Origin of the sequence: Arthrobacter sp. HS15c (assembly GCF_040812005.1) — a bacterium.
Classification (GTDB): domain Bacteria; phylum Actinomycetota; class Actinomycetes; order Actinomycetales; family Micrococcaceae; genus Arthrobacter.
On sequence record NZ_JBFOHM010000001.1, the window covers coordinates 33,714 to 53,771 of the forward strand.

At 65.8% G+C, this 20,058-nt stretch carries 20 protein-coding genes; 3 read left to right on the top strand and 17 right to left on the bottom strand.

The genetic code is table 11. From position 1 onward, the window contains the following. Positions 1-14: 14 nt before the first annotated feature. The 7 genes from ABV518_RS00165 to coaD all read right to left on the bottom strand — a co-directional run bounded on the left by ABV518_RS00165 (position 15) and on the right by coaD (position 5,682). Entirely contained in the window at positions 15-1,100 is a 1,086-nt protein-coding gene (locus ABV518_RS00165) for a hypothetical protein (RefSeq protein WP_367764822.1), read from the bottom strand. A 59-nt stretch (positions 1,101-1,159) separates the two neighbouring features. Further along, positions 1,160-2,446 carry an MFS transporter gene (locus ABV518_RS00170; RefSeq protein ID WP_367764823.1) on the bottom strand — a complete coding sequence of 429 codons (1,287 nt, stop codon included), beginning with the start codon at positions 2,444-2,446 and terminating at the stop codon, positions 1,160-1,162. Between the two features lie 132 nt (positions 2,447-2,578). Next, positions 2,579-3,535, bottom strand: a complete 957-nt coding sequence (mutM, locus tag ABV518_RS00175) for a bifunctional DNA-formamidopyrimidine glycosylase/DNA-(apurinic or apyrimidinic site) lyase (RefSeq protein WP_367764824.1) — start codon at positions 3,533-3,535, stop codon at positions 2,579-2,581. Between the two features lie 8 nt (positions 3,536-3,543). After that, positions 3,544-4,272, bottom strand: coding sequence for a ribonuclease III (rnc, locus tag ABV518_RS00180; protein WP_367764825.1), 729 nt, complete (start codon positions 4,270-4,272; stop codon positions 3,544-3,546). Positions 4,273-4,293: 21 nt separating this feature from the next. After that, complete coding sequence (gene rpmF / locus ABV518_RS00185; protein WP_009356569.1) at positions 4,294-4,497, bottom strand: 50S ribosomal protein L32; 204 nt, start codon at positions 4,495-4,497, stop codon at positions 4,294-4,296. A gap of 36 nt (positions 4,498-4,533) precedes the next feature. Further along, positions 4,534-5,058, bottom strand: a complete 525-nt coding sequence (locus ABV518_RS00190; RefSeq protein WP_367764826.1) for a DUF177 domain-containing protein — start codon at positions 5,056-5,058, stop codon at positions 4,534-4,536. 138 nt (positions 5,059-5,196) lie between these two features. Further along, complete coding sequence (gene coaD / locus ABV518_RS00195) at positions 5,197-5,682, bottom strand: pantetheine-phosphate adenylyltransferase (RefSeq protein ID WP_131131778.1); 486 nt, start codon at positions 5,680-5,682, stop codon at positions 5,197-5,199. Between the two features lie 43 nt (positions 5,683-5,725). On the opposite strand from coaD, the gene ABV518_RS00200 reads away from it, so the two are divergent. Both ABV518_RS00200 and ABV518_RS00205 read left to right on the top strand, forming a co-directional pair. Then, positions 5,726-6,955, top strand: coding sequence for an aminotransferase class I/II-fold pyridoxal phosphate-dependent enzyme (locus ABV518_RS00200; RefSeq protein ID WP_367764827.1), 1,230 nt, complete (start codon positions 5,726-5,728; stop codon positions 6,953-6,955). After that, entirely contained in the window at positions 6,955-7,743 is a 789-nt protein-coding gene (locus tag ABV518_RS00205; protein WP_367764828.1) for a spermidine synthase, read from the top strand. The genes ABV518_RS00200 and ABV518_RS00205 overlap by 1 nt, the downstream gene beginning before the upstream one ends. 16 nt (positions 7,744-7,759) lie before the next feature. On the opposite strand, the gene rsmD is transcribed toward ABV518_RS00205, so the two are convergent. The 5 genes from rsmD to ABV518_RS00230 all read right to left on the bottom strand — a co-directional run bounded on the left by rsmD (position 7,760) and on the right by ABV518_RS00230 (position 14,020). Next, positions 7,760-8,389 carry a 16S rRNA (guanine(966)-N(2))-methyltransferase RsmD gene (rsmD, locus tag ABV518_RS00210; RefSeq protein WP_367764829.1) on the bottom strand — a complete coding sequence of 210 codons (630 nt, stop codon included), beginning with the start codon at positions 8,387-8,389 and terminating at the stop codon, positions 7,760-7,762. Positions 8,390-8,434: 45 nt separating this feature from the next. Further along, entirely contained in the window at positions 8,435-10,702 is a 2,268-nt protein-coding gene (locus tag ABV518_RS00215; RefSeq protein WP_367764830.1) for an ATP-dependent DNA helicase RecG, read from the bottom strand. Further along, positions 10,692-11,711 carry a DAK2 domain-containing protein gene (locus ABV518_RS00220; RefSeq protein WP_367764831.1) on the bottom strand — a complete coding sequence of 340 codons (1,020 nt, stop codon included), beginning with the start codon at positions 11,709-11,711 and terminating at the stop codon, positions 10,692-10,694. The genes ABV518_RS00215 and ABV518_RS00220 overlap by 11 nt, the downstream gene beginning before the upstream one ends. Before the next feature lie 22 nt (positions 11,712-11,733). Beyond that, positions 11,734-12,774, bottom strand: coding sequence for a thiamine-phosphate kinase (locus ABV518_RS00225; protein ID WP_367764832.1), 1,041 nt, complete (start codon positions 12,772-12,774; stop codon positions 11,734-11,736). Positions 12,775-12,835: 61 nt separating this feature from the next. Beyond that, positions 12,836-14,020: a hypothetical protein gene (locus ABV518_RS00230; protein ID WP_367764833.1), complete on the bottom strand. Its 1,185-nt coding sequence runs from the start codon at positions 14,018-14,020 to the stop codon at positions 12,836-12,838. Between the two features lie 385 nt (positions 14,021-14,405). On the opposite strand from ABV518_RS00230, the gene ABV518_RS00235 reads away from it, so the two are divergent. Continuing rightward, complete coding sequence (locus ABV518_RS00235) at positions 14,406-14,900, top strand: DUF3515 domain-containing protein (RefSeq protein ID WP_367764835.1); 495 nt, start codon at positions 14,406-14,408, stop codon at positions 14,898-14,900. Between the two features lie 29 nt (positions 14,901-14,929). On the opposite strand, the gene ABV518_RS00240 is transcribed toward ABV518_RS00235, so the two are convergent. The 5 genes from ABV518_RS00240 to leuD form a co-directional block, all read right to left on the bottom strand. Continuing rightward, positions 14,930-16,078 (bottom strand): D-alanine--D-alanine ligase family protein, encoded by a 1,149-nt coding sequence (locus ABV518_RS00240; protein WP_367764836.1) that lies wholly within the window; start codon positions 16,076-16,078, stop codon positions 14,930-14,932. A 2-nt stretch (positions 16,079-16,080) separates the two neighbouring features. Further along, on the bottom strand, positions 16,081-17,133 hold the full coding sequence (locus ABV518_RS00245; RefSeq protein ID WP_367764837.1) for an NAD(P)H-dependent glycerol-3-phosphate dehydrogenase: 1,053 nt from the start codon (positions 17,131-17,133) through the stop codon (positions 16,081-16,083). Further along, positions 17,130-17,951, bottom strand: coding sequence for a lysophospholipid acyltransferase family protein (locus ABV518_RS00250; RefSeq protein ID WP_367764838.1), 822 nt, complete (start codon positions 17,949-17,951; stop codon positions 17,130-17,132). Before ABV518_RS00250 ends, ABV518_RS00245 begins: the two co-directional genes overlap by 4 nt. A gap of 10 nt (positions 17,952-17,961) precedes the next feature. Beyond that, a complete protein-coding gene (murA, locus tag ABV518_RS00255) occupies positions 17,962-19,287 on the bottom strand; it encodes a UDP-N-acetylglucosamine 1-carboxyvinyltransferase (protein WP_131131769.1) in 1,326 nt (441 codons plus the stop codon). Between the two features lie 164 nt (positions 19,288-19,451). After that, positions 19,452-20,054, bottom strand: a complete 603-nt coding sequence (leuD, locus tag ABV518_RS00260; RefSeq protein WP_310161999.1) for a 3-isopropylmalate dehydratase small subunit — start codon at positions 20,052-20,054, stop codon at positions 19,452-19,454. Positions 20,055-20,058 lie beyond the last annotated feature (4 nt).

The window sequence follows — 20,058 nt, forward strand, 5'->3', positions numbered from 1 at the left end:
CCCGGCCGTGACGGCTACTGCCGCACCACCGCCGGAGACCAGGCATGTTCGATGAAGAGCGAGGGCTGCGCCGCCGGATCGATGGCCAGGGACCAGATGTCGCTGTCCTGGCCGGACTCATCCCGCGGAACGCCGTAGACCACTGTACTGGCGTCGAGCCACTCCAACTGGTCGTCAATATTTCGTTGTTCGGCGAGGACCGTTTCCGTTCCGGAGGCGATGTCCAGCACCGCAATGTTGCGGTGGCCCACGAGCGTACCGGAAACGCTCTTCTTGTAGGCGATCCGGGTTCCGTCCGGAGAGACCGACGGACACTCGATCCCTGGAGCGGTCACCGTCAGAGTCTTGTCCTGCAGGCTTCCCCGCACGAGCCAGATCTTGCCTTGGGATGAGGCTGTGGCATAGAACGCGTCCGGCTGGCCCGGGACGAAGGTCACGCCCCAGATATTGCGGTCCGAGGCCTTGATCTGGGTTCCGCCGGAAAGAAGGGCGAACTCCTCGAGGTTCCCGTGCACGGTGCCGTCCCGGCCGCGGATGACGGTCTCCGTGGAAAACCCTGCGGCGGCGTACGAGTGCCCGGACACAAACACTGTGCTTGCCAGCAGGGACCCGTCGGCGCTGATCCGGGTACGGCTGGGAATGCCTCCCAGGGCCCACGATTCGACCGGGTCCAGTGAGCCGTCGTAAACAGTGGCCTCAAATTTGGTGGGGATCTCATTCCTGGTACTCAGGCAGCTCACCAGGTTCATCACCGCATACACGCGGTCACAGCTGTGGCCGCTGAGCGCCCGCTGGCCTGTTGGGTCGGCCAGCAGGACGGTTGCCGCCTGCCCGAAGCCCTGCCCGGGAGCCGTGTTCCGGAACATCACAAAGGGGGCAGCCGGCAGCCCTTCCGCCGCGACGGTGGCAACGGGCGAGCCCGCTTGCTGGCTGGTTTTGGCCGCCTGGAACGCTGAAACGGTGAACACGGACGCGCCCGCAGCCACCAGCACGACAATTGCCAGCAGGATGAGCCACCGCCGCCGCATGCCGGATTCCGGCAAGGCTGCGGCCGGCGGAGCATCAGCAGGAACCGCCTCGCGCGCGGGGAGCGTGGCCACGGATCCGTTGCCTGCAGGCTTCGGCGGCCCCTGAGCCGGCTGTGGCCCCTTTCCCCGGCTCACGGTGCGGCCACCCGTCGGCGGGCCCCGCCAAGCAGGACCGTACCCGCTGCGAGAGCTGCCGCCAGCAGGCCGGCCACGCACAGCACAGCAGTCACAGGCCCGACCAGGTACCACAAAACCCCGAACCCGGCGGCTGCCGCCATCCGGCTCAGGGCCACGACGGTCTGCGCGGTGCCAAGCGCCGTCGCCAGGTTCTCCGCCCGGCTCAACTGGCTGACCATGGCAGCGAGGACACCGTCGGTCGCTGCGTAGAAAACTCCGAGCAGGAGCAGGCAACCCATGGTGGCACCCAGGCCGCCGAAAGGCAGGGCCGCGAGGACGTAGCAGGCCAGCAGGGCCAGGTGGCCGCCCAGGAAAACGGGGATCCGTCCCCACCGGTCCGCCAGCTTTCCCAGCGGAATGGCGAACAGGAGGAAAACAACATTGGTTCCCACATAGAGCAGCGGGAACCACTGGACTGCAAAGGAACCCCGGTCATGGAGGATCAGGTAAATGAACCCGTCACCAATTGTCAGCAGGCCCAGGAGCCCGGCAGTCAGCACGAGCCGGGCCAGGCCCTGCTCCTTCAGCGTGCGCCAGCGCAAACGGGACCACTGGAAACGCGGACGGCCCGCTGCACTGGCTGGGCCGGCGGGACCGCGCCTGCGGCCGGGGACGAGCAGTACCAGCACGGCAACGCCGATGACTGAGAAGGCCAGAGAAACGATGAACACCGTGCTGAAGCCGTTGGGGATCAGCACCAGCACCAGGAACGCCAGCAGTGGCCCGGTAGCGGCACCCACACTGTCCAGCATGCGGTGGACCCCGAACGATCTTGCCAGGTGCTCCGGCTGCGCCGCTTCGGAGATCAGTGCATCGCGGGGAGCCGTACGGATGCCTTTTCCGATCCTGTCGCCGGTGACGATTCCGGCTATGGTCCAGAATCCGCCCGCGAACAGGAACCCGATCCTGGCCACCATGGAGAGGCCGTACCCGGCCACCGCTATGCGCTTGGGCTGCCCTGTGCGGTCCGATACCCATCCTGCGGCAATCCGCACGATGGCGCTGGCGCCCTGGTTAATGCCGTCGATGATTCCGAAAGCGATGGTGGACAGTCCCAGGAATCCGGTCACGTAAAGCGGCAGGATGGCTGCCACCGATTCTGACGAGATATCCGTCATCATGCTGACGATTCCCAGCCAGATGATGACCGGAGACAGCCGGAACGCCGTGGCGGCGGCAGCCGGCATCTCTGTTGGGGAGTCCTTCTGGCCGCCGGTGCGGTCCGACATCGAAAGGTACAAGGGCTGCCTGGTTCCTGCTGATGGGCTGGGGCGTGGCAGCCGCCTCAAGGCGGTCCGCCGCTTCTTATGGCCCCAGTCTGTCAATGGAACCCACATTGCGGAACCGCAGAATCCGCAGACTTTGGCTGCCCGCTACCAGCGCCCGTTCCGGGGTCGCGGCTGGCAGACAGGGCAGGTGTAGGAGGAGCGGTTCATGAACTGCTCCCTGCGGATCGGGGAATTGATTCCGACGGCGGCGCAGCGGCCGCAGGGCTGGCCTTCCCGCCCGTAGGCGTTAAGGGAGCGGTCGAAGTAGCCGGAGGCACCGTTGACATTGACGTACAGCGAATCGAAGCTGGTCCCGCCGGCCGCCAGCGCGTCCAGCATGACGTCACGGGCGCTGCTCACCAGCTGCGCCGCGTCGGCCCGCCGCAGCTTGTCGGTGGGCCGGGCGTAATGCAGTTTTGCCCGCCACAGGGCTTCGTCGGCGTAGATGTTGCCGATCCCCGAAACCAGCCCCTGGTCCAGCAGGGCGCGCTTGAGGCCCGTCTTGCGTTTCCGGAGCCGGCTGTAGAAATTGTCGAAGGAAAAGGCCGGATCGAGGGGGTCTCGGGCGATGTGGGATGCCTCTTCGGCGATCAGCGGAAGGGGGGACTCAGCGAGGCCGCCGGGGCCGCCGTCGTCCGTGGGAACCAGGGCGGTGACGAAGAGTCCGCCAAAGATCCGCTGGTCCACAAACCGGAGCTGTTCGGGCATGCCGTCGCGAGGACTCAGCCGGAGCCTGACTTTGAGGTGCTTTTCGTCCGCGGCCGTGGCGTCCTGCATCAGCAACTGGCCGCTCATGCCAAGGTGGGCCATGAGGGCGACGGCGGGAGCCGCGGGCGTGGGGGAAGTCTCCGTTCCGTCCCGAAGCGGCATCCAGAGAAACTTTCCGCGGCGGACGACATCCGCTACGGTGGCCCCTTCCAGGTTTCCGGCAAAGTCTTCCGTACCCAGGGCATGGCGGCGGATGGACCGGGGGTCCAGGACGTCAACCGCTGTGATCGTGCGTCCGCGGACCCAGCTCACCAGTCCACGGCGGACCACTTCCACTTCCGGGAGTTCCGGCACGGGTCAGCCTAGTAGGTCGCAGCGGAGTCCGCGGAGTCATCCGCGGCCGCTGCACGGGGAGCTCCCGAGAGCACGCGCCAGGCGTCCGCTGCGGCTTCCTGCTCCGCTTCCTTCTTGGAGTGGCCGGAGCCCTTGCCGTAGGCGCTGCCGCCGATCTCCAGGACGGCCGTAAACGTGCGGGCGTGGTCCGGCCCGGATCCTTCAACTGCGTAGTGGATGCTGCCGAGCTGCCTGCTGGCCGCCAGTTCCTGGATGCTGGTTTTCCAGTCTGTCCCGGCGCCGAGGGCGGCTGCGTCCTTCAGGAGCGGGCCAATCAGCCGCATGACCAGCTGGCGGGCCGTTTCGATGTCGTTGGAGACGTAGGTGGCACCGATCAGCGCTTCCATGGTGTCCGCGAGGATGGAGGCCTTGTTCTTGCCCTCCGTGAGCTTTTCGCCCTGGCCCAGGTAAATGTAGTCGCCGATGCCAAGGCTTCGGCCGATGCCTGCAAGGGCGCGGGTGCTGACGACGGCGGACCGCCGCTTGGCAAGGTCACCTTCGGGCAGGGAGGGATTGTCCCGGTACAGGGCATCCGTCACGGAGAAGCCCAGGATGGAGTCACCCAGGAATTCGAGCCGCTCGTTGGTGGGGATTCCGCCGTTTTCGTAGGCGTAGGAACGGTGTGTGAGAGCAAGACGAAGCGTCCCGGCGTCAATGGAGACACCGAGACGCTTCAGAAGCTCTTCAGTTGAAGACATCATCTCAGCCTGAATGGCCAATTAGACGTCTGCGACCTTGCGGCCCTTGTACTCAAGGAACAGCGCAGTGCCAGCCGAGTCGGTAACGACCTTTGCCTGGTGCGGCAGGCTGTAAGTAACCTGGCCGTTCTCTACGGTCTTCACCAGGTGGGGGGCAGTTGCCTTCCACTGGGAGCGGCGGGCGCGGGTATTCGAGCGAGACATTTTCCGCTTGGGAACAGCCACGGCTAACTCATTTCTCTCTAGACAAACACGTACAAATCAATTTTGCCGGTCAGGCTTAGCCATATCAGCTAGGGCAGCCCAGCGAGGATCCAAGACCTCGTGGTGGTGCCCCGGCTCGTCTTCCAGGCGAGTTCCGCATTCGGAACAAAGGCCCTGGCAGTCTTCCCGGCACACCGGCTGGAACGGCAGCATGGTGACAACTGCGTCCCGCAACACCGGTTCAAGATCGATCAGATCGTGCTCGACTCGACGTTGCTCTTCATCGTCTTCCTCATCCGAAAGCAGGACGCCTTCATAGAAGAAAAGTTCTTGCACATTGACCTCAAGGTCATACGCAAGGGGATCCAGGCATCGGCCGCACTCGCCCGTTACTGCAGCGATTGCGGTTCCTGATACCAGAATTCCTTCGTGTACGGCCTCAAGCCTCAGATCCAGCTCGATATCCGAGCCTTCCTGAACGCCAATGAGCGCCACACCAAGATCACCTGGTGCGGGTACATGTTCCGTCAGTGTCCGCATGCTTCCCGGGCTGCGCCCGAGGTCCTTGACGTCGAACGCCAAGGGCGAACTAGCATCTCGCTTAATGAGAACTCCTGTTGAACATATGACCGACGTACCATCTTAGCCTGAAGTCCGGTTTGGACTCAAACCAGGCCACCGAAGGCCGCCGAGTACCGGACTAGCCTACCCTCTCGGCAGCTATTCGGACGAAGACTCGCCAGCCAGGAGCCTTTTTTGCACCGAACGGGGCACGTAGTCCGACACACTGCCGCCCAAACCGGCAACTTCCTTAATGAGGGTGGAGGACAGGTGCAGGTAATGCGCCTCGGCGGGCAGGAAGACCGTTTCCACACCGCTGAGCTGGCGGTTCATGGTGGCCATGGGCAGTTCGTAGTCAAAATCGGATGAGGACCGGAGTCCTTTGACGATCGCGGAGACTCCCCGCTGGCGGCAATACTCTGCCAGCAGGCCCTCCCCGACAGGTTCCACCACGATCCCCTTCAGGGATGCGAGGGTCTCCCTGGCCATGTCGATCCGATCACCCAGGCTGAACCTGTACTTCTTCGCATAGTTGGTGGACACGGCCACTATCACCTCATCAAACAGGCCGGCCGCCCGCGCGATGACCTCGAGATGGCCGTTGTGGATGGGGTCAAAGGATCCGGGGCAGACAGCGCGTCTCATGCACCGAACCTACCGCATCCGGACGCCGGGATACCATGACTGAATGCATCCACCACGGGACCTTTTTACGCCCACCGCACCTGCTCCGTGGCAGCGCGCAGCCCTCGGAGCCAACCTGCTCGGGCAGGACGGCGCACTGGGGGTCACCATATTTGAAGAAATGACCACGCTGGCGCTGCAGACCGGCGCCATCAACCTCGGCCAGGGTTTCCCGGATGAGGACGGACCGGCGGAGATCAGGGCCGCCGCCCAGGCCGCCATTGCCGCCGGGGCCAACCAGTATGCCCCCGGCAAGGGCATCCTGGAACTCCGCGAGGCCGTCGCGGCCCACCAGGAACGGTTCTATGGGCTGGCCCCGGACCCGCAGACGGAGGTCATCGTCACGACGGGAGCCACGGAGGGCATCGCCGCTTCGCTGCTGGCGCTGACCGGTCCCGGCGACGAAGTCCTGACGTTCGAACCCTTCTATGACTCCTACGGCGCCATCATCGGGCTGTCAGGAGCCACCCACGTCACGGCCCCGCTGCTTGCCCCGGACTTCCTTCCCGACATGGAAGCGCTTGAATCCGCCTTCAGCGACCGCACCCGGGTGGTGCTGCTCAACAACCCGCACAATCCCACGGGTGCTGTCTTCCCGCGGGAAGTACTCGAGCGCGTCGTTGACCTTGCCCGGAAGCACGACTGCCTCATCGTCACCGATGAGGTGTACGAGCACCTGACCTTTGGTGTCAGCCACATTCCGGTGGCCACGCTGCCGGGGGCTGCGGAGCGGACCGTGACCATTTCGTCGGCAGGCAAGACCTTTTCCTTCACGGGGTGGAAAATCGGCTGGCTGACCGGACCAGAGCACCTGGTGTCGGCCATCCGCACCGTGAAGCAGTTCCTGACCTACAGTTCGGGGACGCCGTTCCAGTCCGCCATCGCCACGGCCCTCGCCCTCCCCGATGACTTCTACGCCGGCGTTGCCGCCACACTGCGGCACAAGCGCGACATCCTCAGTGAAGGGCTCCGCGCGGCCGGTTTCGACGTCTTCACGCCGCAGGGCACGTACTTCGTGAACGTGGACACCGCCCCGCTGGGGATCAGCGACTCGGTGGACCTGGCCCGCCGGCTTCCCGCACTCGTAGGGGTGGCCGCGATCCCCGTTCCCGTATTCTGCCATCCTCACGGCGCCGAGCGGACGCGCAGTTTGCTCCGGTTCGCGTTCTGCAAAAAGGTGGAAGTCCTGGAAGAGGCCGCCGGCCGCCTGGCCGGGCTCCGCGGGAAACTGTGATGCCGGCGGACGGCAAGCACGCGGCAAGCAGGTTCCTGCGGACCAGCGGCCAACATGCCGCCATTGAAGCCGACGACCTCATCGACGGCGCGTACATCCTCAGCATCGGCGGCGCCGAACAGTCCCACGTCAACGTGGCGCATCCCGAGGAAATCTTCTACGAGTACCTGCGCCGCATCGGCCACCTGGTGGACCTCGCGGCTCCGGAAGGGCAGCCGATCAGGGCGCTCCACCTCGGGGCCGGCGCCCTCACCCTGGCCCGCTACATCCAGGCGACGAGGCCAGGATCAGTCCAGTACGCCGTCGAGCTGGAGCGCGAACTGCTGGACTTCGTGCTTCAACAACTACCCTTGCCTGAGGGGACAGACCTGCATCCGGTGATCGGAGACGCCCGTGACGCCCTCGCCGGACTGGCTCCGGAACTGCGGTTCGACGTCGTGATCCTGGACATCTTCTCGGGTCCGGACGCTCCAGGCCACATCGCGTGCATGGAGTTCTACCAGGAGGCCCGCGCGCGGCTCACGGCCAACGGGATCCTGATCGTGAACGTCGGGGACGAGCCTGGCCTCACCCTGGTGCGCAGCCAGGCAGCTGCGTTGCGCCGGGCAATGGAGGACGTCGCCGCCTTCGCGGAAGCGGGGATGTTCGACGGGCGCTATCCGGGCAACATCATCCTCGCCGGAACCCAGGTCCCGTGGCCGGACAGCTGGTCAGTTGAACTGACCGCACGGGGACCGCATCCGGCCAGGGTGCTGGCAGGCGTTGACCTGGACGGACTGGCGGGCTGACGTCAGCTGATGGCGTTTAGTTGCTGCCCGACGCCCCAGCCTGTTCGTCAACGGCTTCGTCGGCCTGAACAGCGTCCGGAACGGACGGCTCGGCGAACCACAGCCGCGTCTCCCCATACTTCTTCTCGGCGAACCGTTCCATGGCCTGCGGCCAGGCCGGTTCCGGCGAACGCGACGACCGCTCAACCACCACGACGGCGGCCGGTGCCAGGTGTGCGTTGAGTTTGGCGAGCACGGCGGACAGGGCGGACTCATCCAGCGGGTAGGGGGGATCCAGGAAGACAAGGTCCCAGCTGGCATCCAGTGTGGCCCGTTCGAGGAACGACTCCACCTTGGAGCGGTGTACTGTGACGACTTTCCGCCCCACCACGCCGTTGACCAGGTCCGCGTTGCGCTGGCACACGCCGCTGGCCTTGGCGTCGAACTCGACGAGGTCAACAGTGCCCGCGCCCCTGCTGCCGCTCTCCACACCGAGCGACCCGGACCCGGCGTACAGGTCCAGGACCCGCGCGCCGGAAATGACGTCGAAGGCGTCCAACCGCGAAAACAGTGCTTCCTTGACCCGGTCCGTGGTGGGCCGCGTCAGCGATCCTGGCACACTGGTCAACGGGGTGCCGCCGGCGGCTCCCGCGATGATCCTGCTCATGCCGGGCACCTCCCGTACGGTGCCGCTGTGCCGGCTTGCGCCACGTTATCCGCGTTCAAGGAACGCCTCCTTTTCGGGGTTAAGGTATCCATCGATGGCTTGTGCCAGCTGCGGATGCTGCTGCAGGGAGGGGTCCGAACCCACGATCTTCTGGGCGTCCTCCCGTGCCCTGGCAATGATGTCCTCGTGCTCCAGCACCCTGAGGAGTTTCAGGGTGGAACGGCCACCTGACTGTGAGGCGCCCAGGATGTCCCCTTCACGCCTCAGCTTCAGGTCTTCCTGCGAGAGTTCAAACCCGTCGGTGGTGGAGGCCACGGCGTCCAGCCGGCGGCGGCTCGGATGGCCGGGCTCCAGGGTGGTCACCAGCAGGCACGTGCCGGGATGGCCGCCTCGGCCCACCCGCCCACGGAGCTGGTGGAGCTGGGAAATACCGAAACGGTCGGCGTCGAGGATGACCATGAGGGTTGCGTTGTGGACATCAACGCCCACCTCGATGACTGTGGTGGAAACCAGGAGTTTGGTCCGGTTGGCCGTGAAGTCCGCCATGGCCGCTGACTTGACCGCGGGGTCCTGGCGGCCGTGAAGCGGAGCCAACGGCACGCCGGCCAGGGCCGGCTCCTGCTGGAGCTGCTCGACGACGGCCGTCACCGACGCGAGTTCGCGGGCTGTTCCGTTCTCTTCCAGGTCCGCCGCGGTCGGTTCCGTTTCGCCCGGGCTGAAGTCGCCGTCGTCGTCGGTTCCGATCTTTGGGCAGACGACATAAACCTGGTGTCCGGCCTCGATCTCCTCCCGCGAACGGGACCAGATGCGGCCGGCCCAGCCAGGGTTCTCGGCCAGACCCACCACATGCGTGGAAATCGGGGCCCTGCCCGCGGGCAGCTCATCAAGCACCGACGTTTCAAGGTCTCCAAAAACCGTCATCGCGACGGTCCGGGGAATGGGTGTGGCTGTCATAACCAACAGGTGCGGGGGTTTGCTTGCCTTCGCCCGCAGGGCATCCCGCTGTTCAACGCCGAACCGGTGCTGCTCGTCCACCACGATCAGGCCGAGGTCGTAGAAGGACACGTTGCCACTGAGCAGGGCGTGCGTGCCGATCACGATCCCAGCTGTTCCCGAAGCAGCGTCCAGCAAGGCCTGCTTGCGGGCGGCTGTGGACATGGACCCGGTCAGAAGGGTCACCTGCACAGCTTCATTGCCGAATCCGCCCAGCAGCCCGTCGCGGGACAGGGGGCCCAGGGTGCGCCTGATGGATTCGAAGTGCTGGGCGGCGAGGACTTCCGTAGGCGCCAACAGGGCCGCCTGCCCCCCGGCGTCCACTACCTGCAGCATGGCCCGGAGCGCCACGACCGTCTTCCCCGAGCCCACCTCGCCCTGCAGCAGCCTGTTCATGGGGCCGTCCTGGGCGAGCTCGGTGGAGAGCGTTTTGCCAATGGCGGCCTGGCCGGCGGTCAGGGTGAACGGCAGCTGCCGGTCGAAGGCGGCCAGCAGGCCGTCCGCCACCGGGCGCCGTGCGGTGGCTTCCTCCGCGGCCAGCTGGGCACGGCGACGGGCGAGCGCCGCCTGCAGGACCAGGGCTTCCTGGTACCGGAAACGGTCCCGCGCACGCTGCCAGTCCGCTGTCGACTCCGGTGCGTGGATCAGCCGGTACGCCTCAGCGACCGGCAGGAACTTTTCACGTGCCGCTACAGCGGGCGGAACCGGGTCCGGCAGCTCGTCGAGGTCGGCCGTTTGCAGCAGCGCCTCGACGACCTTCTGGATGGCCCAGCTGGTGAGTTTGCCCGTGGCCGGGTACACCGGGATCGGCATCAGGGCCAGGGACTCCGGATCCTTGCCCTGGACGAAAGGGTCCTCGTCCAGCAACAGGAAATCCGGGTTGGTGAGTCCCAGCAGACCCCCATAGCGTGTGACCTTGCCGGAGAACAGCGCCCGCCGCCCCTGCAGGAGCTCAGCCTTGGCGCGGTAGCCGTTGAAGAAGCTGACCTTGAGCGTGCCCGGGACTTTGCCGCGGAAGTCGCTCCCCCCTACCATCCGGAGCCCCGGCGTCCCGTCGTCGTCGGAAATCACGACGTCGGTGATGGTGCCGCGGCGTGCCTTCATGGTCCGGGTGCTGATGGACACGACCCTGGCTATCAGGGTGACGTCCTCATCCAGCGGGACCTCGCTGATGGGCGTCAGTTCACCCCGGTCCAGGTATCGGCGCGGAAAGTAGTTCAGCAGTGCACCGACGGTGGTCAGGCCAAGGTGTTTCGCGATGACGCCGGCGGAGCGTTTGCCGACCATGCGTCCGAGGTCCAGGTCGAGTTCAGCGCTCATGCCCACTGGAGTTCACCGGGTCGGCCTGGGGGTCGCGGGGCAGGGCGAGCTCACTGACCGTGATCTGCATGGGTTCGCCCAGGGAACGGATGAGCCTGACGGCGGGTTCAGCGTCTGGAACGTGGACGTGGACACGCCAGCGGTAGTTGCCGTCCGCCTCAGCGGCGGTGCCGACCTGGCTCATGATGACGGACTCGCCGATCTCGTCCAGCCGCTGCCGGAGGGTGGCCGCGTTGAGCGGCGAGAGGCTGATGGTGCACATGACCTCAACGCCGTCGTCGTCAGGCATGCTGGTGTGGATGTGCGGGTCCTGGACGTCGTAGCCGTGCAGCCCGTCCAGGAGTTCGCTTTGGAGTTCCTCGCCCAGGATGGCGGAGCGGAGGCAGTCCAGGATGAGCAGCATCCCCACGCCGCCGGCGTCCACGACGTGCGCTGCCTGGAGCGCGTCCAGCTGCCCCTCGGTCCGGATGACTGCGGCCAGGGCACCCTCAACCGCGGCGTCCAGCGAAAGGCCCAGGGCATGGTTGCTGTCGTCACCGTTCTGCCCGGCATCAACCGCGGCGGCGGCACGGGCGGCGGCTTCCATGACAGAGAGCATGGTGCCCGGGACGGGGTCGCTCAACGCGGACCAGGCCCTGATCTGGGCCCGGTTGAGCGCCGCGGCGAGCAGGGTGGACGTCAGCCGGGTATGGCCTGCCAGTGGCTCCGCGGCGGCGCACAGGAAGACGGCGAAAAGTGTGCCGGAGTTGCCCCTGGCCTGTTCCATGGCCGCCTGGCCGGCTGCCGCCAAAACTGCACCGACGTCCGTTTGTGCGGCGTCAGGCTGGCGCGGGTCCCCGCTGTGGCCGGCGCCTGGTCCGTGGCCGTGGAGCGCCTGGGTTGCCGCGCGGACGGTTAGGTAAAGGTTGGTGCCGGTATCGCCGTCTGCCACGGGAAAGATGTTGATTGCGTTGAGGCGGTCGCTGTGGTTGCCGAGGGCCGTTTCAGCTTTGCCCAACCATCGCTTCATCGCTTGCGCGTTGGCGGCAACCTTAGTGTGCAAAGTGATCCCATCCCCCGGTGTCCGCGGCGTGGCCCGCAATTGTGATGCCCGGGCTTTCAGTTTCTCCCGGGGCCTGTACTGAGCCTATCGCAGTGAATCCGGGAGGCAGCTGAATGCCGGGAGGGAATGTGGCCAGGAGCCCGTGGTCCTCTCCCCCGGCAAGTACCCAGCCCAGGGGGTCGTTGTTGAGCAGGCGCGACGCCGGTTCCAGCCCTTCGGCGAGCTGCTTGAGCGTCAGCGGATCCAGGTCAAGGATGACGTTGCTGGAACGTGCGAGCCGGGTGCCGTCGCGGAGCAGTCCGTCCGAGACGTCCAGCATTGCTGTTGCACCGCCGGCCCGGGCCTGCGGACCAGCGGCAAGAGGCGGCCACGGCCTGCACTGCAGGGTTACAAGTTTCCGCTGTTCCGGGCTGAGTGAGTCATCCGCTGAGTCCGATTCCAGAAGGGCGAGCCCCGCTGCAGCCCGTCCCACGGTTCCCGCGAGCGCCAGCACGTCCCCCGGGCGGGCTCCGGACCTGAGCACGGGCGTTCCGCCGCTGAGTGTTCCCAGCACCGCGACGCTGACAGATATTTCCCGTCCCCGGCCAAGATCGCCGCCGGCCACGGAACAGTCCTTGGCGCCCAGGTCCCGGATGCCGGCCGTCAGGCCGTCGGCAAGGTCCTCCACCCAGCTGACCGGTGTGTCCGGCGGCAGCGTGAGGCTGACCACCATGGACGTGGCCGTGGCGCCCATGGCATTGATGTCACTGAGGTTCTGGGCAGCAGCCTTCCAGCCCACGTCAAAGCCGGTGGTGCGGTACCCGCTGGGCCACTGGAGCCGGAAGTCCTGGTCCTGCACCTGGGTGTCGATGCTGATGACCGTCCGTCCGTCCGGCGCGGCAATGATCGCGGCGTCGTCCCCCGGCCCCAGCAACGTGGCTGCGGAATGGCGGCTGTCCAGCTCCAGCCGCGGAAAGATGCGGTCCAGCAGATCGGATTCGGACAGACCGGCGACCGTCAGTGTTTTTTCTGGCAAGGGAATTTCAGGCACCCCACTACGCTACCGCCCGGATCTGACAATGCACGGCGCCCGGCAGTCGCATCGGGACGGTTCAATCTCCGCGTAAGTCCTGGCAGGGAATTTGAACCTGGGCAAACTTCCAGATCGCGGGTGCAACTACCGCTGCTGCGCTGGGCAGGGCCGGGTCGCTTTGGCATGCGAGCCTCGCCGAATCCACGCCTGGCGCCCAGGCGGGGCCTTCTTGGCGAAAGGTGGTCGCGGGGAAGTAACTGACCATGAGGAAGGCCAGGAAAAAACCAGTCACCAGTATCGAAGCGCTGCGCGATATCCGCCGTCGTTCAAGTGCGGCCGCCGCAGCGAGCGGGAGCAGCAGGAGAAGGAACATGGCCGGAGCGGCCGCATAGCGCATGTAGCCGAACCCGGCCCAATCGGCCTGCACGAACCTGGCATAGGTGAACATGATGTTGCCGCTCAGCACGACTGATGCGATCCAGCAGATCCAGGAGGCTGCGAAGGCGCCTGCGGCGGCGATCTTCAGGTCGCGTCGGCCTGCAACAACGGTGTAGGCGAGCAGCCCGAGGACCAGGAGCGCAGGGACGAGCAGGGACCATGCCCCGAACGTGACGATGTTTGAAGCCAGGGTCCGGCTGTCGGGGTGCCAGATTGAGCCGATCGGCAATAATCCAAAACCCAAAAAGACCGACCAGCCGTCCGCAACATCGGAGGGCGACGGTCCGGTGAACCGAGGGTTGTTCAGCGTTGTCAGAACCTGCAGGATGATGCCCAGAAACAGTCCTGCCGGTGCTGCAAAGTTGCGACGCCGGATCGCCGTCCAGATGGCCAGGGGCAGGAACATGCCGGTGATGATCTCACTGGAGGCAGTAACGAAGGCCACAACAAACATCGTCCCGCCCACAACGGGCGACTTGGGTTTATGCAGCAGCAACCAAGGCGCGAGCCATAGGAGGTACCAGTGGAGGTTTGCGGCATTGCCAAGTACTTCCTCCGGACCTATGGGCAGCAGTACAGGGATAGCCGCGATCATTAGCCGTACCGGCACGGACTCGGAGACGCAGCGGGAAAGATGGAAGACGCCGACGGAAATGAGCGCCACGACCAGACAGCTCATCAGCGACATTGCCACCGCGTATCCCTGAAGTGGCACCACTGCGTGCGCCATGCTGGCCAACGCACGCGGCAGTACGTGGAGGCAGCCATCGTAGGGCAAGGCAATGCTGCGCAGGTGGCCGTCGCTGAGCACGTCCCGGAGGAACACACCGCCGTCCTCGGCCCATACTGTCCTGCGTGTCATGGCAGGGAGGCGTGCCCAGGTGAACAGGGTAAGGACCACCACTGCACCAGCCCAAGCGAGGGATTTGAGCCCTTGGGCCGCCGAAGTCACACGAACGGAGTTCACCTCCTTCGTGACGGTTCGGCGTGCGACGTCAATGTCGATTATTTTCGTCATTTGGTCAGCATTTTATAGCCCTGCAGCCCCGCGGACAGACACCTGGGAAATCGAATACGCCGCCAGTCCCCATATTCTTGCGGCATTCAGGATGTTTTCGTAGCCGCCGTGCTAAATGCCGGCGGATTGGCGCCGGCATCACCAAATTAGAGATGATGGTTTGATGCGCCGCACCCCCTTGCCTGCAATAACCATGCCCGCCCAATCGGCGCTCACCAGGGCTTCCGGGGGAGTGGCGGTCCTGCTGGCGGTACTTGCCCTGACCGCGTGTTCGCCGGTGGTGGATGTCTCGGCCGCCCAGGATGCGGCCAACCCCGCCTGCGCGCCGATGATGGTGGCCCTGCCCGATGCGATCGGGGACGCGGGCCTGCGGAAAACCAACAGCCAGGCTACTGCTGCGTGGGGCGACCCGTCCCAGGTGATCCTGCGCTGCGGCGTCAACGTCCCGGGACCGACCACAGACCGCTGCGTCAGTGTGAACGGCATTGACTGGGTCATCAAGGAAGGCGACCCGGTCTACACCCTGACCACCTTCGGCCGGGAACCGGCCACCGAAATCCTGATGGACCCCGGGAACATCAGCTCAGCGACTGTCCTTGCCGACCTGTCGGCGGCTGCCGCGAAGATCCCCGCCACCGGGAACTGCGTCGGCCAGGAGGAGCTGCAGAACCTGCCGTCCACCCAGTAGGTCTCGACAGGGTGCCGGCGGGTGGGCCCTTAACGCAGCCCGGTCTTCCGGTTAAGTGCCAGGTAGATGAGTTCGTCAATGAGGTCTGCGTAGTCCAGCCCGGACGCCGCCCACATCTGGGGGTACATGCTCTTCGGGGTGAAGCCTGGCATGGTGTTGATCTCGTTGATGATCAGCTCACCCTCAGGGGTGTAGAAGAAGTCGACGCGGCTCAGTCCCTCGGCCCCCACAGCATCGAACGCTGCGGCGGCCAGCTCACGGACACGGGCGATTGCTTCCTCGGGGATGTCAGCGGGGCAGCTCAGCGCGGCGGCGTCGTCCTCAACATACTTGGCGTTGAAGTCGTAGAACTCGTGCCCTCCCCCGGCCACGGAAATCTCACCCGGCATGGAGGTCCGCGGCGCTGCCGTCCCGCGGCCTTCCAGGACGGCGCACTCGATTTCCCGTCCCACGATGCCGGCTTCGATGACCAGCTTGAGGTCATGGCGGCGGGCTTCCTCGACGGCGGCGTCCAGGCCCTCCAGCGAGTCCACCTTGGAGATTCCCATGGAAGATCCTGCGCGTGCGGGCTTCACGAACACGGGGAAACCGAGGCGGTCCACCTGTTTCCGGACCGCTTCAGCGTCTGTGAGCCATTGCCGGTCGGTGACCGCAATGTACGGTCCCACGTGGAGTCCCGCCGCCTCAAAGACCACTTTCATGAAGTGCTTGTCCATGCCCACCGCAGAGGCCAGGACCCCGGCGCCAACGTAGCGGGTGTCGGAAAGTTCCAACAGCCCCTGGATGGTGCCGTCCTCACCAAACGGTCCGTGCAGGAGCGGGAAAACGACGTCGACCGTTCCCAGTTCCTGGGGCACTTCGTTGGGTGCGGCAACGATGAGCTGGTGCTCGCCGCCGATCTCCGCCAGCGTCACAGTTTCGGACGACGGCGGGACCTCCGGAAGCGCCGACGCGGACAGTGACCACTGGGCTGTGTCCCCGGACGCAAGAACCCACTGGCCCGACTTGGCGATGCCGATGGGGATGACCTCGTATTTGTCCTTGTTGATGGCGCCGAGCACGCCGGCGGCGGTCACGCAGCTCACCGCATGTTCGCTGGACCGGCCGCCGAACAGCACGGCCACCCGCGGCTTTGGTGCGGTGGACGGGGCCGCTGCGGTCAGGTTGTCTTCGGACATCGTCAGTAATCGCCTTCAGGTTTCAGTTCCCGGGCCAGCAACAGCGGCCCGAGTTGGTCAACGGACAGTTTGCCGGCCAGGACGGCCACAACGGCTGCGGTAATGGGCATTTCGACGCCGAGCTTGCCTGCCAGTTCGTGTACGGCCTGGCCGGACTTGATCCCTTCGGCGGTCTGGGTCATTTTCTGGGCCACTTCGTCGAGTGTCAGGCCCTGCCCCAGCAGCCGGCCTGCGGTGTGGTTGCGGGACAGCGGCGAGGAGCATGTGGCCACGAGGTCGCCGAGACCGGCGAGGCCGGCCATCGTCTGGGCCTCGCCGCCGAGGGCCAGTGCCAGCCGCGAGGTTTCAGCCAGGCCCCTGGTGATCACGGAGGCCTTGGTGTTGTCCCCCATCTGCTTGCCCTCGCAGATACCCACGGCGAGGGCAATGACGTTCTTGACGATGCCGCCGATCTCCACGCCCACGACGTCGGCCGTGGTGTAGGGACGGAAATAGGGCGCAGTGCAGGTCCGCGCGATCCAGCCGGCAGCCTCCGCATCGGTACAGGCCACCACTGACGCCGTCGGCTCCTCGCGGGCGATTTCCATGGCCAGGTTGGGACCCGATACCACCGCGATGCGGTCAGCGGGGATCCCGAGCTCCTGGCTGATGACCTCGCTCATCCGGGCGTCGGTGTCGAGCTCCAGTCCCTTCATCAGGGACACGACCGTGGCCTGCGGGTCGATCAGCGGCTTCCACTCGCGGAGCTGGAGCCGCAGAGACTGGGCCGGTACGGCCAAAACCACGAGGTCAGCCCCTGCCAGCACCATTTCCACATCCGTGGACGCGGTGATGCTCGCCGGCAGGGCGATGTCCTTCAGGTACTGGATGTTGCGGTGGATGGTGTTGATTTGCTCCACCACTTCGGGGCGCCGGCCCCACACGCGGATCTGCCGTTCGTCGCCTGCGGCGATGGCGGCGTCGGCCAGGATCTTGGCGAAGGTAGTCCCCCAGGAGCCGGCCCCAAGGACAGCAACGGAGCGGGCCGAACCGGGGCGGAGTCCTGCAACCGTCACGTGGCGTCCGCCTCGTCGCCGGCCTGGCTGCCGGCCGCACCTGCGGTTCCTGCAGCCGTACCGGGAGCTGCGGCCTGCTGCCCCCGTTCAACAAAGCGGCCGTGCTTTGCCTGGTTGTGTTTGGCGGGATCCCAGCGCTCGGCGGGTGGCTCTTCGTTCCGGATGCCTGCCAGCAAGGCGGTGACGGCGTCCATGATCGCCTCAGTGGCCGCCGTCAGGGTTGCCTTGTCCAGCGGACGGCCCATGTAGGGGCTGAGGTCCACCGGATCGCCCACCACAACCCGGGACGTCTTGCGCGGAAAGATGTGGAACCGCTTGGCGTAGCGCGGGAAGACTTCGTGGGCGCCCCAGTGCGCAATCGGAACGACGGGAATGCCGCCCTCGAGCGCGAGCCTGGCTGCACCGGTGTGGCCTTTCATGGGCCACAGGTCCGGGTCCCTGGTCAGGGTGCCTTCAGGGTAGATGATGATGGCCCCGCCCTCGGCGACGATCTCCTGGGCGACCTGCAGCGAACGGTTGGCTCCCGCCGTCGACCGTTCCACGGGGACCTGCTTCGTGGCCCTCAGGACCCAGCCCAGCACGGGCACCTTAAAGAGTCCGGCCTTCGCCAGGAAGTGCGGCGCACGTTTGTTGTTATAGAGCAGGTGGCCCACAATGAGCGGGTCGATCTCGGTGCAGTGGTTGGGGGCTGCGATGAAGCCGCCAGCGGGAAGCCGGTCCGTGCCCTCCCACTTCTTGTTCATCAGCAGGTTCATCACCGGCCGCACAATACCGGCAACAACCACAAACGTGGCCTGGCTCTTGGCCGATTCCTTCACGTGCCCCCCGCTACTTTGCCGTGGTGATGTCGAAATCGGCGCCGAGGCCTGCCAGTTTTTCCGTGAACCGCTCGTAGCCGCGGTTAATGATGTCGATTCCGGTCACACGGGACGTGCCGGTGGCCGCCAGGGCGGCGATGAGGTGGCTGAAGCCGCCGCGCAGGTCGGGGACGTCGATGTCGGTGCCCTTGAGCTGGGTGGGTCCGGAGATGACAGCCGAATGGAGGAAGTTGCGCTGGCCGAAACGGCACGGCACGCTGCCCAGGCATTCGCGGTGCACCTGGATGCTGGCCCCCATCCGGATCAGCGCGTCGGTGAAGCCGAAGCGGTTCTCGTAGACGGTCTCGTGCACAATCGACACGCCTTCAGCCTGGGTCAGCGCCACCACGAGCGGCTGCTGCCAGTCGGTCATAAAGCCGGGGTGCACGTCGGTTTCCAGTACCAGCGGGTTGAGCTTGCCGCCTCGGTGGTAGAAGCGGATGCCGTCCTCGCCGATGTCCATGCCGCCGCCCACCTTCCGGTAGGTGTTGAGGAAGGTCATCATGTCCCGCTGCGAGGCGCCTTCAACAAAGATATCGCCGCGCGTTACAAGCGCCGCAGATGCCCACGACGCCGATTCGTTGCGGTCCGAGAGGGCGCGGTGGTTGTAGCCGCCGAGGTCACGGACGCCTTCGATGCGGATGGTGCGGTCCGTCTGGACGCTGATGATGGCGCCCATCTTCTGCAGCACGGCAATGAGGTCGATGATTTCCGGTTCCGTGGCGGCACCTGAGAGCTCGGTGATGCCTTCGGCGCGGGTAGCGCTCAGCAGGACCTGCTCGGTGGCCCCCACGGAAGGATAGGGCAGGGAGATCTTGGCTCCGTGCAGGCCCTTGGGCGCGGAGATGTGGATGCCGCCCGGGCGTTTTTCCACGACCGCTCCGAACTGGCGCAGCACATTGAGGTGGTAGTCGATGGGCCGGTCGCCGATTTTGCAGCCGCCCAGGTCAGGAATGAAGGCCTCACCGATGGCGTGGATCAGCGGTCCGCACAGCAGGATCGGAATCCTGGAGTCGCCGGCGTGGGCGTCGATGGCGGTGCTGGGGGCAGTCTTGGCCGCCTTGGGGTCGAGCGTCAGGTCACCGTTGACGGGATCCTTCGCCACGGTCACCCCGTGCAGCTGCAGGAGGGAGGTGACGACCTCCACGTCCTTGATCTCCGGAACGTTCCGCAACACCGAGGGTTCGTTGCCCAGCAACGCCGCCACCATGGCCTTGGGGACAAGATTCTTGGCCCCGCGGACGGTGACGCGGCCTGTAAGCGGGACTCCGCCGCGGATTGTCAGAACACTACTCATATACCGGTTTCCTTACGATTACTCGCCCCCAAGTCCTTGCAAAGGCTCCAGCTAAGCATAGGAGGTCGCGTTACCGAACCGAAATACGCGGGCCCCGCCGGTGTGGTGGGAGGGCCCGCGTGGCGCCCTCCGTGGCCCGGCGTATCAGCTTCCGTTCCGCTGGTTCAGGACAGGCGGGCCGGGAGCGTTTTCGGCTTGAAGGCGGGGCGTGTGGCCTCGTAGGCGGTGATGTCCTCTTCGTGCTGGAGCGTCAGGCCGATGTCGTCGAGGCCTTCGAGCAGGCGCCAGCGGGTGTAATCGTCGATCTCGAACGGTGCCACGATGTTGCCGCAGACAACTGTCTTGGACAGCAGGTCAACGGTGACTTCGGTGCCTGGGGCGTTCTCGAGCTCTTTCCAGATCAGCTCGATGTCGTCCTGGGCCAGTTCGGCTGCCAGCAGGCCCTGCTTGCCGGAGTTGCCGCGGAAGATGTCGGCGAACCGGGAGGACAGGACGGTCTTGAAGCCGTAGTCCTTCAGCGCCCAGACGGCGTGCTCGCGGGACGATCCGGTGCCGAAGTCCGGCCCGGCCACCAGGACGGAACCGGCGTTGAACGGCGCCTGGTTCAGGATGAAGGAGGGGTCCTTGCGCCAGGCGGAGAAGAGCGCGTCCTCAAAGCCGGTCCGGGTGATCCGCTTCAGGTAGACAGCCGGGATGATCTGGTCCGTGTCGACGTTGCTCTGGCGCAGCGGGACGCCGATGCCCGTGTGGGTGGTGAACTTTTCCATGGCG